Below are 13,272 nucleotides of genomic sequence, written 5' to 3'. Positions count from 1 at the left end.
TGCTCGCCTAAGATTAACCTACTTTGCATTAACCCGCTTTTTTAGTCGCAATCGCTTGCTTAACCTGAGTCAACGCTGTGCCGCCGAGGACATCACGTTTTGCCAAACAGGCTTCGATGGTAAGGTTGGGATACACATCATCTTCGATGATATCGGCAAAGGTTTTAAACTCGGCCAGCGTAAAACCTTCTAACGGGATCTTCTTAGCGATCGCCGCAACCACGGCCACACCGACGACATGGTGCGCTTCACGGAACGGCATGCCCTTAGACACCAGATAATCCGCCAATTCGGTCGCGTTGGCATAACCTTGCTGCGCGGCTAACAGCGCATTCGGGCGATTCACCACTAAGCCAGATAATACCAGCGCCGCCATATCTAAGCAGATTGCCCAGCTGTCGACCACGTCGAACAAGCCTTCTTTGTCTTCCTGCATGTCTTTGTTGTAGGCCAGAGGCAGGGCTTTCATGGTGGTGAGAATACCCACTAAACTGCCGTACACACGACCCGTTTTACCGCGGATCAGCTCCAGCGCATCGGGGTTTTTCTTTTGTGGCATCAAGGACGAGCCTGAGGTCACTTCATCACTCAAGGAGATAAAGCCCGCTTCACCCGTATTGAAGAAAATCAAATCTTCGGCCATGCGGCTTAGGTGCATCATGCTGATTGAGGCGGCTCCGCACAGCTCAACCACATGGTCGCGATCCGACACGCTATCCAAACTGTTTAAGGTTGGCGAAGCAAAGTTCAGTGCTGCTGCAAGCGCATATCTATCCATTTGATAGGCTGTGCCCGCCAATGCACCCGAACCGAGCGGACAGGTATTGGCGCGCTTTAAGGCATCGGTTAAGCGGCTAAGATCACGCTCAATCATTTCCACATAGGCTAAACACCAATGGCCGAAGGTCACAGGTTGAGCACGTTGCAAGTGAGTATAGCCTGGCATTACAGCATCAAATTCACGCTCAGCAAGCGCGATAAGTTCGCTGCGTAAGGTTTGTAGGCGAGCCACTAATGCCGCACCTTCGGATTGGCACCAGAGTTTTAAGTCGGTCGCGACTTGGTCGTTACGGCTACGGCCCGTATGGAGTTTTTTTCCCAGATCGCCGACTTTGGCGATCAACGCAGATTCCACGAAACTGTGAATATCTTCCGCGCCCGAGGCGAGAATAATCGCAGGATCGCCCTTCACTTCCACCAGCAGCTCGTTCAACGCTTTCTTCAAGTCGCTGCATTCAGTGGCAGTGATAATGCCGACGCTAGCAATTGCATCGGCCCAAGCGATAGAGCCGACTACATCCTGCTCAAACAAACGATAATCCACCGGCAGTGAATCGTTGAATAATTTAAATAGCGCGCTGGTTTCGCCCTGAAATCTTCCACCCCATAAAGCCATGCTCAATCCCCTCGGTCACTGCTTTGAATACGTTAAAGCCATTAAAACTTAAGATATAAAAAAGGGCGCTAGGCGCCCTTTAAGTCTGCCTATTACTTAGCGTTGAGCGCGCGGATGCGGCTCGCTAACGAGTACAGACGGATAAAGCCTTCAGCGTGTTTTTGGTCATACACTTGGTCTTCACCGAAGGTCGCAAACGCTTCAGAGTACAAGCTGTTTGGCGAACGTTTCTTAACGGCAATCGCGTGACCTTTGTAGAGTTTCACCACAACTTCACCGTTGACAGACTCGGCTAAGGACTCAGATGCCGCCAGCAGCGACTTACACAGAGGTGTAAACCAACGACCGTCGTACACTAAGTGTGCCATTTGGGCACCCACTTGCTCGCGCCAAGTACGGCTGGTTTTATCCAGCACTAACTCTTCAATCGCGCGCAGCGCGGCAAACATCACTGTGCCGCCTGGGGTTTCGTAGCAACCACGAGACTTCATGCCCACTAAACGGTTTTCGGTGATATCGATACGACCCACGCCATGTGGTGCAGCGATGGCGTTCAGCTTCATCAGTGCAGCGTAAGGCGTTAAAGCTTCACCATTTACTTTAGTCACACGGCCATGTTCAACTTCGAGTGACACATATTCTGCTTCGTTTGGCGCATCTTCCGGATCGGCAGTCAGCGTCCACACACCTTTGCTGGGCTCGTTCCATGGATCTTCCAACTCGCCACCTTCGTGGGAAATGTGGAATGCGTTGGCATCACGGCTGTAGATCTTAGTGGCAGAAGCTGAAGTCTTAATATTACGCTCAGCTAAGTAAGCCAATAGATCTTCACGGCTCTGCATGGTCCATTCACGCCATGGTGCAATCACTTTTAAATCAGGCGCTAATGCCGCAAAGCAACCTTCGAAACGCACTTGGTCGTTACCCTTACCGGTACAACCGTGACACAGGGCATCTGCACCCACTTTACGCGCCACTTCAACCTGCGCCTTCGCGATGATTGGACGCGCCATTGAAGTACCTAACAAGTAAGTCCCTTCGTAAATCGCCCCCGTTGCCATGGTTGGGTAGATGTAATCTTTAACGAATTCTTCTTTCAGATCGACGATATGGCATTCAGACGCGCCTGAGGCTAATGCCTTTTCAGTCAGACCCACTAACTCTTCTTCACCCTGACCAACGTCAGCGCAAAAGGCGATGATTTCACAGTTGTCGTAGGTTTCTTTTAACCAAGGAATAATGGCCGAAGTATCTAGACCACCCGAATAGGCTAAAACGACTTTTTTCACGCCAGTATTTTTGTTCTCGATAGACATCTTAAATTCCTATAACTCGTTTCTCACCTTGGAGAAAGTAGGCTGCTAAACAGGGTTAAATTAACTAAATAGGGTTACCAGTACTGCATTTTGGGCGTGCATCCGATTCTCAGCTTGTTGCAGGATCAAGGAGCCTTCGCCATCCATTACCTCATCGGTCACTTCAACACCGCGGTGAGCGGGTAAACAGTGCATAAAGAAGTGAGCACCCGCTTTCGCCATCAAGGCCTTATTGACCTGATAAGGTGCAAACTTATCCTTAATTTCCGCTAACGGTGTTGGATCACCCATAGAAATCCAAGTATCAGTATAGATAGCATCGTGACCTTCAATCGCATCAATATCTGAAGTCAGTACAACCTTGCCGCCATATCGGCTCGCGAGCTCTTGCACTTCGGCCACAACGTAGCCATCAGGAAAGTGACCCGCAGGGCAGATCACTGTCATGGTGGCACCGAGAATGGCCGCACAATACATCAATGAGTTAGTAACGTTATTACCATCACCCACATACGCTAACTTAGCATCACGGATATTTTCAAAATGCTCGGCCAAGGTTAAAAAATCGGCTAAAGCTTGGCAAGGATGGTACAAATCCGAAAGAGCATTAATCACGGGCACACTACCAAACTCAGCTAATTGTTCGATAGTCGTGTGGGAGAACGTTCTCGCCACAATAGCATCGGCCCAACAGGACAGGTTAGAAGCAAAGTCAGCGACCGACTCCCGCTTACCTAAGGCACCATTTTGCTGGTCTAGGTATAAACAGTGGCCGCCAAGCTTGTTAATACCGATATCGAAGCTAACACGAGTACGCAGAGATGGCTTTTCAAATAACATCACCACACTCTTACCATCCAGTGCATGACGATACTCAGCGGGATTCGCTTTAATCGTCTTTGCCAAGGTAATCAGATCCAGCAACTGCTGCTGGGTTAACTCTTTTATCGATAGTAAATGCTTCATAACCTACTCCGCTTATGGTTGGATTTGTGTGCCCACGGCCTCACCTTTTGCTAATGCGACTAATTGGCTTGCATCACGCCATGAGGCCACTTGAACCGCCTGCCCCATCCACTGCGCCACTTCGAGCGCAGCTTCTACTTTTACTTTCATTCCCTTTTCGATCACACCTTGCTTCACCAAATCCGCAATCTGCTTACCATTCAGTGAAGGGATTAATTGACCTTTACCATCGAGTACGCCAGACACATCCGATAACAGCACCAACTTGCCACCGACCAATTTAGCTAATACCGTCGCCGCTTGGTCAGCGTTCACGTTCAGCATTTGGCCATCGTCCATCATGGCAATTGAGCTACAAATCGGCATCCAGCCTTGGGACAAAATAAACTTAAGGTAAGTGGCGTCCTTAGGAGAAACCTCGCCCACTAACCCTAAACGCTCATCTTTAATCTTGGCCGATACCGTGTTGCCATCGGCTAAGCTCATGCCCACACTCACAATCCCAGCTTTTGTCGCTGCGCCTTGGAGGATCTTGTTTGATGTGCCAGCCAGTGCACCGGCAATAATCGGCATTTGCTCAGGCGGGGTCACCCGCAGGCCTTCTAACTTGACGGTTTCCATGCCGTTTGCGGCTAATTGCTCATCGACCAAACAGCCACCACCATGCACCATCAGCACCTGCTGACCATTTGCGATCATTGCTGCGGCGGTATCCATTAAACGCGCCATCCCCATTTCACACTGCAGCAGGGCGCCGCCGACTTTAAGAACTAATACTGAGTTGTTGGTAGACATCTTGACGACTCTCTTAAATAAGGATGAACGGTTAAAGGTTAAAGTGAATCTTTATGCATTGCAGGGCTTGGCTCGCCGCGCCTTTCATCAAATTGTCGATGGCACTGGCAACCACTAAGTAGCCACTGTTCTCATCAAACTTCCAACCTAAGTGGCAATTCGGAGTCAGCACTACATCATCCACTTTCGGGAACTGGTTCTGTTTCACCGTCACCAGCGGAGCTTGGTCATAAACACTGTATGCCGCAGCCACATCGGCAGTGGTGGTGCCTGGTTTTAGCTGTACCGTGATGGTTGCTAAAATGCCGCGCTTGAAGTTGCCAAGGTGCGGCGTGAAGATCACCTCTTGCCCCAATTGAGTGGCAATTTCGGGTTGATGTCTGTGGCCTAATACGCCGTATGGTGTGAGGCTCACTTCGCAAAAACTGGTATGCAGCTGTGCCTTACGGCCCGCGCCCGTCACACCGCTGACCGCATTGATCACCGGATAGGCGGAGGTCAGTAAATTCTTTAATGGTTTCAAAGCGGTTAATGATGCTGTTGGGTAACAACCTGGCACAGCAATCATCTTAGTTGCGGCGACTTCTTTGGCATTCCACTCGGCAAGACCATAAACAGCCTTGGCTAGCACCTCGGGATATTCGTGCTCAAAACCGTACCACTTAGGGTACTGCGCCACATCACTGAAACGATAGGCACCGCTTAAGTCAAACACGGCTAAACCTTGGTTGTAGAACCAAGCCGCTAAATGCAAACTCACCGAGTGCTCGGTCGCCAACACCACTGCATCCGCCTCGGCGACGATCTTAGTCTTCGCTTCTTCAGTCAATGGTGACAGAGCTAAGTCAATGTGGCTGTAGACAGGGTACAAATCTGCTAAAGCTCTACCTTTATCTAAACTATTTTCAGAGACATACAGGCCTTGAATTGATAATTCAGACTCCGCATGGACTAAAGCAGTGAGTTGTGCACCTGTGTAACCACTGGCGCCGATAATGGCGATATTTTTCATATGTATTTTTATAAACCAAATCAAAGAGACTTAAAGAATAGATGAATAGCGTATACGCAACAGCGCATATCTATGATGACAGGACTATCGTCGTGGGAAATCGTAATGGCTCGTTATTTTATTCACTGACGGCTTAACGCTATACATCATGATATTTACTCTACAGGTCACAATGGGTGACTCATCTCAACTGCAGGCTAGACTACCACAAAGATCTATTTATGCAATATATGTGAATATATATTTTTATTAAATTTTATCTTTAATCTGCGTTCAAGCACGTTTAGCAAATAACACAATACCTCACTAACTTCTTTATAACTCAGTTATCTATGGATGAAAGACTGAAAAATCAGTCCTTTTTATTAACACCTGATATACATGTACGCAAAGCCAAAATAATGCAGTTCATATTCACTTTGGCTAAACATAATAAAATATTGCGTTAGCTCGCATTTATATTGAATATTCCTCAACAATTATCGTGATTAGTTGCATATAAGATAAGCCAGTCGTATAAGTTATAAGTTCTGCTGTTGACCATTGCCCTCAGTGGTAGGTATTGTGCTAGCGGGCTAATACAAAGCGGATTTTGATGTTTTTCTATTCGGAGTAACTATGGCAGGTAATGTGGCAGACAATGTGACCGACATGTATGCGTCGTTAAGATCAAACGTGAGTATGTTAGGGCAGATCCTTGGCGATACAATGCGCACCCACCTCGGTGATTCTTTCCTCGAGAAGGTTGAGCAAATTCGTAAACTTGCAAAAGATTCCCGCCGTGGCGATGAGGCGGCACGGGAGCAAATGCTAGAACTGCTGACCGCACTCCCCGATGAAGAGTTAGTGCCTTTTGCCAAAGCCTTCAACCAATTCCTCAACCTAGCAAACTTATCCGAACAATTTCATACTATTAGCCGTAACTGTGATGAGCTGGTTTGTGTACCGGATCCGGTCGAACAGTTGCTTGGCCGTATGCTTAATGGCCGTATCGATCAAACTAAGATGTTGGATTGCTTAAAGACGCTTGATATCGACTTAGTCCTCACCGCACATCCAACGGAAATCTCTCGCCGCACACTGATCCAAAAATATGCGGCGATTGTGGATTGCCTCGCCGAGCAAGAAAACGATCAATTATCCGATAGAGAACGTCGCCAAATTAATCTGCGTCTGCGTCAGTTAATTGCTCAGATCTGGCACACCAATGAAATTCGCCGTGAGCGCCCAACGCCAGTGGATGAAGCCCGCTGGGGATTATCGACGATTGAAGAATCTCTCTGGCACGCCGTCCCCGACTTTTTAAGGCAGCTCAACGATCAAGTACAAGAGCGCACTGGCCAGCAATTGCCTATCGATATTGCACCGGTGCGCTTCTCAAGCTGGATGGGTGGTGATCGCGACGGTAACCCCTTTGTGACCGCCAAAGTTACCCAAGAAGTGTTAGACCGTAATCGCCATGCTGCGGCACGTTTATTCCTCAAGGATATAGTGTTGCTAGTGGGTGAACTGTCAATGGAAGAAGCCAATGATGAATTAAAGGCTTATACCAACAATAGCTGCGAACCCTATCGTTTTGTGCTGCGCTCATTAAGACAAAAACTGCGTGACACCATAGATTACTTAAATGCCCGCATTGAGGGCCACAATCCTGAAGTGGATAAGTCGACGCTGATTTGGCAAGAAAGCGATCTTAAAGCGCCGCTAGAGATGCTGTATAAGAGTTTATGTGACTGCGGCATGCGTTTGATTGCTAACGGTTTACTACTCGACATTTTACGCCGCCTCGCTTGTTTTGGTATTCATATGCTTAGGCTCGACATTCGCCAAGACGCCGGCCGTCACTGCGATGTACTTGCAGAATTAACCCGTTATCTAGGTATGGGTGACTTTAATCATTGGGATGAAACCGAAAAACAAGCCTTCTTACTGCGTGAACTCAGTAACCGTCGTCCGCTGATCCCGAGCAACTGGCAACCTTCCGCCGATGTAGCCGAAGTGCTTAACACTTGCCGCTTAATTGCTAAACATCCTGCTAAGGCGTTGGGCTCCTATGTGATCTCGATGGCGAGCAAGCCTTCAGATGTGTTAACCGTATTATTACTGCTCAAAGAAACTGGCTGCACGCATCCAATGCGGGTTGTGCCGCTATTTGAAACCTTAAGCGACTTAAATAACGCCGCCGAGTGCATTACCGCACTGCTCGATATCGACTGGTACCGTGGTTATACCAAAGGCATGCAAGAGGTGATGATCGGCTACTCCGACTCAGCCAAAGATGCGGGTGTAATGGCAGCCGCTTGGGCACAATATCGCGCGCAGGAGCAGTTAGTCGCCGTCTGTAAACAGGCTGGCGTTAAGCTGACGCTGTTCCATGGTCGTGGAGGCAGTATTGGTCGTGGCGGCGGCCCTGCTCACAAAGCGATTCTGTCACAACCACCCGGCTCTGTTGATGGCCGTATTCGCGTCACCGAGCAAGGTGAGATGATCCGCTTTAAGTTCGGCCTGCCTAAATTGGCGGTGCAAAGCTTAGCCCTGTACACCTCTGCGGTGTTAGAAGCGACCTTGCTTCCGCCGCCCGAACCTAAGCAGGAATGGCGCAATTGTATGGAGCGTATTGCTCAGGAGTCAGTGAGTGCTTACCGCGGTATTGTTCGTGAAGAGCAGGATTTTGTGCCTTATTTCCGCGCAGCCACTCCGGAGGTTGAACTAGGCAAATTACCATTAGGTAGTCGCCCTGCAAAACGCCGTGTCGATGGCGGTATCGAGAGTTTACGTGCCATTCCTTGGATTTTCGCTTGGTCTCAAAACCGCTTAATGTTGCCAGCATGGCTCGGCGCAGGTGAAGCATTACAGGCTGCCTGCCAACGTGGCGAAATGGGTTTGCTACAGGATATGGATCGTGAATGGCCCTTCTTTAGCACGCGGATTTCAATGCTAGAAATGGTGTACGCCAAGGCGGAACCTAACTTAGCGCGTTACTATGAAACCTGCTTAGTACCGCCCAATCTCCACCACTTAGGCGAAACTTTACGCCAGCGTTTAGATCTCGGCATTAAAGTGGTGCTGGAGCTGACTAAATCGGATACCTTAATGGCGCATACACCGTGGAATCGCGAATCAGTCAAACTGCGCAATCCCTATATCGATCCATTAAACTTCCTGCAGACCGAGTTATTAGCTCGTACTCGCAAGGAAACAACCGAAGCTCCCGCTTCCGAACACGTGCAACTCGCCTTAATGCTGACGATTGCCGGTGTCGCGGCGGGCATGAGAAACACAGGTTAATGAAAAAACTCACGCTTAGCCTTTGCTTGGGATTATCTGTACTGCTTGGCGGCTGCGTCACGCAGTACAGTATTAGCGAGCATGAAATGGAGCAGTATCTCAGCAAAGAGATCCATTTTGAGGTGAAACAAGGTAATCAACTCGTGGGCGCGCAAGTGCGCATTAACGACATCAGTGTCAGACTCGGTGAAAAGCCTGACACTATGAGCGTAAGTGCAACCACTCAGGTGTCCATCACTAACCCTATTTATCCGTTGAAGGCGCAACTTTCAACCACCTTTGAGGCTAAGCCTTGGTATGACAGTGCCACCCACAGCGTCTACCTACGCCAGCTTGAATTGGTGAAAGTCGAGTCAACACCCAAGGATATCGAGAAAGCCATCAGTAGCGCGACACCACAAGTGATGGGCTACTTAAGGCATTTCCTCGAGAATCAGCCCGTTTATGTGCTCGATACGAAGGATAGTAACCAAGCGCTGATGGCCAAGATGACCGAGAGCATTCAAGTCGTCCCAGGCAAATTAGTCCTTAAGTTCATTAAATAACGGCTTGCGTTGCAAACCATTCACCATAAAAAATGCTCCCTCGGGAGCATTTTTGTTAATCCTGCTAGACTGACTAAAACCCGTCAGTCAGCAAACAGTTACTTGCTGAAACGCCCTATCGACTGGTAATCCACAATCACAGCTTCGGTGAGTAACTCACGTCTTAGCATATCGTAGGCTACCGCCGCACTTAAGCTACGCACTAAATCCCGCGAACGTCGCGGCAGTTTTATCATTTGGCTGTAGACGCCACTACGGGTTGCCAAGGCAATTGCCACCGTACCAACGGGCTTTTCTTCGGTTCCGCCATCAGGTCCCGCTATCCCACTGGTCGCTAAGGCAAAATCACTGTCTAAAATAGCACGCGCGCCCTTGGCCATTTCTTCAACCGTTGGAATAGAGACTGCGCCGTGATCGTCTAAGGTCGCAGGGTTAACTCCTAACACTCGCACCTTAGACTCATTACTGTAAGTCACCAGACCGTGTTGCAAATAGGAAGAGCTGCCTGGGAAATCCACTAACTGACTGGTAATCATCCCACCCGTACAAGACTCGGCAACGCTCAAGGTCAAGCCAGAATTCAGTAACTTCGCATGGATTTCCTCGGCAAGCGTCGCTTTATCTTCGGCGACGACCGCAGTCCCCAGCACCATTTTGATGTGCCCAGTCACCCGTGGCAGCAAAGCAATCGCCTTCTCGCCGCGGGCAAAGATCTTAATCTCAATATGTGGCATTGAGGAGCGATAGCCAATGGTAATTCCCTCAGGCAACTCCAATGGCTCGATTTTGTCGGCAAGGGAAGACTCGCCATGACCTATGGTCAGCAACTTCTTCAGCGCCACCTTAGCGTCGAGGTCAAACTCTGCACGGATAAAAGGAATAAACTGTTCCTTCACCATATGCTTGAGTTCAAATGGCACACCAGGAGTGAAGAACAACCAGGCTCGATTCAACTTCACTCTAAATCCACAAGCCGTGCCAACGGGGTTATCCACCATCACCGCAGACTCAGGCAGCATTGCCTGCTTTAAATTACTCACTGGCATCTCGCGATTATTGCGCGTAAACCAATCTTCTAAACGTTGACGCCACTCACGATTCTCAACCAGAGGCTCGCCTTTAGCCTTAGCCATTGCCTCGGCAGACATATCATCACTGGTCGGCCCCAAGCCGCCATTCACTAAAATCACATCGGCATGCAAACTACGCTCTTGGAAAACCGCAATTAAGTCCTCGAGACGATCCCCGACTGTAACGCGCCTCTGGATCTCAATGCCATGCTCCATCATAGTGCTGGCAAACCAAGCAGCGTTAGTATCAACAATCTGACCCGACAGCACCTCTTCCCCAGTACAAATCATCTCTAACTTCATCATAGATCCTTAGCTACCCCAATAAGTTATACCAATTCCATTAACTAACTGGTCAAAATTGTCCATGGTCTAGTACACAATTCTATCACTCTTGCTTTCTTCTCAATGAAGGTATTCCATGCGATAGAGCACTGTTCGACAATATCGTCATAACCACTAAAACAACGATTGGCCAACACATTTTGACGCAGCCATTGCCATACCTGCTCTATTGGATTCAACTCCGGTGAATAAGGTGGCAACTTGAGAAGCGTCAGATTATCAAAGTCATCGGCCAAATCCTGTTGATGCCAGCCTGCGCCGTCCATGATGACCAGCGCATGGCGCCCAAATGCGGTGGCGGCTGAAATCAGTTTTAAATGCTCGTTCATATATTCGCTATTGGCATGCGGGGCAATAATCGCTTGTGTCGCCCCCGTTGCCGGACACACGGCGCCATATAGATACGCTGATTCAAATTGTTGCTGCTTGACGGCCCGTGGACGGGTCCCTTTCTCAGCCCAAATACGGGTGGTGGTATTCTGTTGGCCAAAGCGGGCTTCATCTTGAAACCAAACGTCAATGCGATCGAGTGCAACGTGCCCAGGTGTGTTAAGGATCGTTGCCATCCGGAAGTTTTTTAAAAGCCTCTTGTATAGCCTCAGATTGTTTCGGGTGGCGAGAGCGAGTGGTAATCCATGAGAAGCCAAGTTGATGCAGCAAGCGGTAGATATTTGCTTGCTTGAACGTCACACCAAATTCAGACTGAATAAATAGGCCGACATCCTTGGCCATCAACCTGCCACCTTGTTCAGATAGACTTCTGTGCTGTACGAACGCTTTAAGCTTAGCTTGTTGTGCGATGGACAGTGTCGCAGGACGGCCCGGATTGGGCGCATCGTCAAGGCCAGTCAGCCCATGGGTTAAATAGGCGGTGACCCAGCGATTGACACTGGTTCTACTGACCTTAAGCATGCTTGCGATGGCGGTACGAGAATGACCTTCAGTGAAATGGAGTAAGGCAAGATAGCGCATACGTTTGCGTGCACTTTTCTCCGATTTTACTAAGGCTGCGATGTGGGGATTATTCATATTTTGTATGATTAAAAACTGATGACCAATTAGATCACATAATTAATATAATTGGTATTACTGCATAAGGTAAGTAACCTCTGAAGTAATAGCAAGAGTTGACCTTTGGGAGATATGGTTCAGTAGTGTGAAGAAAATAAGGTAGTCAGTCGCGATTTAGCGCACATCAGGGGTGTGTGAGCGAAAGAGGCTGAAAATTGGAATGAGTGATTTCAAAATCACAATCTAAAGATGGCAAACGCGAAAAACAAAAAAGCCAGCTTATTCAGCTGGCTTCATTGTTTAGTTAGGCGCTTGGCGATGACCTACTCTCACATGGGGAGACCCCACACTACCATCGGCGCGATTGCGTTTCACTTCTGAGTTCGGGATGGGATCAGGTGGGACCACAATGCTATTGTCACCAAGCAAATTTGGTATCTACTCCCCATCTTATGTGGGCAGTAAATGAATTCGGAAAGCTGGATTGAGTACCACTTCTTAAGTGTTTCTATTCGTCTAAGTGCTACTTAGCAAAACCCATCTGGGTTGTATGGTTAAGCCTCTCGAGTCATTAGTATCAGTTAGCTCAACGCCTCACAACGCTTACACACCTGACCTATCAACGTCCTAGTCTCGAACGGCTCTTTAGTGGACTTAAAGTCCAAGGGATGACTCATCTTGGGGCTCGCTTCCCGCTTAGATGCTTTCAGCGGTTATCGATTCCGAACATAGCTACCGGGCAATGCCATTGGCATGACAACCCGAACACCAGCGGTTCGTTCACTCCGGTCCTCTCGTACTAGGAGCAACTCCCCTCAATCATCCAACGCCCACGGCAGATAGGGACCGAACTGTCTCACGACGTTCTGAACCCAGCTCGCGTACCACTTTAAATGGCGAACAGCCATACCCTTGGGACCGACTTCAGCCCCAGGATGTGATGAGCCGACATCGAGGTGCCAAACACCGCCGTCGATATGAACTCTTGGGCGGTATCAGCCTGTTATCCCCGGAGTACCTTTTATCCGTTGAGCGATGGCCCTTCCATTCAGAACCACCGGATCACTATGACCTACTTTCGTACCTGCTCGACGTGTCTGTCTCGCAGTTAAGCTGGCTTATGCCATTGCACTAACCGTACGATGTCCGACCGTACTTAGCCAACCTTCGTGCTCCTCCGTTACTCTTTGGGAGGAGACCGCCCCAGTCAAACTACCCACCAGGCACTGTCCTTACCCCAGATAATGGGGCCAAGTTAGAACATCAACACTACAAGGGTGGTATTTCAAGGACGACTCCATCAGAACTAGCGTTCCAACTTCATAGTCTCCCACCTATCCTACACATGTAGGGTCAATGTTCAGTGCCAAGCTATAGTAAAGGTTCACGGGGTCTTTCCGTCTAGCCGCGGGTATACGGCATCTTCACCGCAATTTCAACTTCACTGAGTCTCGGCTGGAGACAGCGTGGCCATCATTACGCCATTCGTGCAGGTCGGAACTTACCCGACAAGGAATTTCGCTACCTT

9 protein-coding genes and 2 rRNA genes (1 of these 11 only partly in view) are annotated in these 13,272 nt (G+C 49.0%); 2 read left to right on the top strand and 9 right to left on the bottom strand.

The window, feature by feature from the left end; genetic code table 11:
- Nucleotides 1–28: 28 nt before the first annotated feature.
- From argH to argC, 5 genes are all read right to left on the bottom strand, one after another.
- Nucleotides 29–1,396, bottom strand: a complete 1,368-nt coding sequence (gene argH, locus CEQ32_RS17535; protein WP_055647087.1) for an argininosuccinate lyase — start codon at nt 1,394–1,396, stop codon at nt 29–31.
- Between the two features lie 92 nt (nt 1,397–1,488).
- Nucleotides 1,489–2,712: an argininosuccinate synthase gene (locus CEQ32_RS17530; RefSeq protein WP_088586511.1), complete on the bottom strand. Its 1,224-nt coding sequence runs from the start codon at nt 2,710–2,712 to the stop codon at nt 1,489–1,491.
- Between the two features lie 60 nt (nt 2,713–2,772).
- Nucleotides 2,773–3,678 carry an ornithine carbamoyltransferase gene (locus CEQ32_RS17525; RefSeq protein ID WP_088586510.1) on the bottom strand — a complete coding sequence of 302 codons (906 nt, stop codon included), beginning with the start codon at nt 3,676–3,678 and terminating at the stop codon, nt 2,773–2,775.
- A 12-nt stretch (nt 3,679–3,690) separates the two neighbouring features.
- Nucleotides 3,691–4,473, bottom strand: coding sequence for an acetylglutamate kinase (gene argB, locus CEQ32_RS17520; RefSeq protein WP_055647085.1), 783 nt, complete (start codon nt 4,471–4,473; stop codon nt 3,691–3,693).
- A 31-nt stretch (nt 4,474–4,504) separates the two neighbouring features.
- Nucleotides 4,505–5,485, bottom strand: coding sequence for an N-acetyl-gamma-glutamyl-phosphate reductase (gene argC, locus CEQ32_RS17515; RefSeq protein WP_047536213.1), 981 nt, complete (start codon nt 5,483–5,485; stop codon nt 4,505–4,507).
- A 618-nt stretch (nt 5,486–6,103) separates the two neighbouring features.
- Here argC and ppc point away from each other — a divergent pair.
- Together ppc and CEQ32_RS17505 are read left to right on the top strand one after the other, a co-directional pair.
- Complete coding sequence (gene ppc / locus CEQ32_RS17510; RefSeq protein ID WP_088586509.1) at nt 6,104–8,773, top strand: phosphoenolpyruvate carboxylase; 2,670 nt, start codon at nt 6,104–6,106, stop codon at nt 8,771–8,773.
- On the top strand, nt 8,773–9,318 hold the full coding sequence (locus tag CEQ32_RS17505; protein ID WP_088586508.1) for a DUF1439 domain-containing protein: 546 nt from the start codon (nt 8,773–8,775) through the stop codon (nt 9,316–9,318). Before ppc ends, CEQ32_RS17505 begins: the two co-directional genes overlap by 1 nt.
- Before the next feature lie 98 nt (nt 9,319–9,416).
- Here CEQ32_RS17505 and CEQ32_RS17500 read toward each other — a convergent pair whose 3' ends face one another.
- The 4 genes from CEQ32_RS17500 to CEQ32_RS17485 form a co-directional block, all read right to left on the bottom strand.
- The gene (locus CEQ32_RS17500) at nt 9,417–10,691 is read right to left on the bottom strand and encodes a CinA family nicotinamide mononucleotide deamidase-related protein (protein WP_088586507.1); all 1,275 of its coding nucleotides are present in this window, start codon (nt 10,689–10,691) and stop codon (nt 9,417–9,419) included.
- Nucleotides 10,692–10,735: 44 nt separating this feature from the next.
- Nucleotides 10,736–11,762, bottom strand: a protein-coding gene (locus tag CEQ32_RS17495) for an IS630-like element ISSpu8 family transposase (RefSeq protein WP_088585529.1) whose coding sequence is annotated in 2 segments (ribosomal slippage) — nt 10,736–11,311 and nt 11,313–11,762 — 1,026 coding nt in all. Because the reading frame shifts where the segments join, the coding sequence is not laid out codon by codon here.
- A gap of 292 nt (nt 11,763–12,054) precedes the next feature.
- A 5S ribosomal RNA gene (gene rrf / locus CEQ32_RS17490) occupies nt 12,055–12,170 on the bottom strand.
- 124 nt (nt 12,171–12,294) lie between these two features.
- Nucleotides 12,295–13,272 (bottom strand): 23S ribosomal RNA (locus CEQ32_RS17485) (it continues 1,914 nt past the right edge of the window).

The organism is Shewanella sp. FDAARGOS_354, from assembly GCF_002209245.2.
Taxonomy (GTDB): domain Bacteria; phylum Pseudomonadota; class Gammaproteobacteria; order Enterobacterales; family Shewanellaceae; genus Shewanella; species Shewanella xiamenensis.
This window is presented reverse-complemented; position numbering and strand designations above follow the sequence as displayed.

Coding starts and splice junctions, on each gene's coding strand:
- argH (WP_055647087.1), bottom strand. CDS start 1,396: ATGGCTTTATGGGGTGGAAGATTTCAGGGCGAAACCAGCGCGCTATTT.
- CEQ32_RS17530 (WP_088586511.1), bottom strand. CDS start 2,712: ATGTCTATCGAGAACAAAAATACTGGCGTGAAAAAAGTCGTTTTAGCC.
- CEQ32_RS17525 (WP_088586510.1), bottom strand. CDS start 3,678: ATGAAGCATTTACTATCGATAAAAGAGTTAACCCAGCAGCAGTTGCTG.
- argB (WP_055647085.1), bottom strand. CDS start 4,473: ATGTCTACCAACAACTCAGTATTAGTTCTTAAAGTCGGCGGCGCCCTG.
- argC (WP_047536213.1), bottom strand. CDS start 5,485: ATGAAAAATATCGCCATTATCGGCGCCAGTGGTTACACAGGTGCACAA.
- ppc (WP_088586509.1), top strand. CDS start 6,104: ATGGCAGGTAATGTGGCAGACAATGTGACCGACATGTATGCGTCGTTA.
- CEQ32_RS17505 (WP_088586508.1), top strand. CDS start 8,773: ATGAAAAAACTCACGCTTAGCCTTTGCTTGGGATTATCTGTACTGCTT.
- CEQ32_RS17500 (WP_088586507.1), bottom strand. CDS start 10,691: ATGAAGTTAGAGATGATTTGTACTGGGGAAGAGGTGCTGTCGGGTCAG.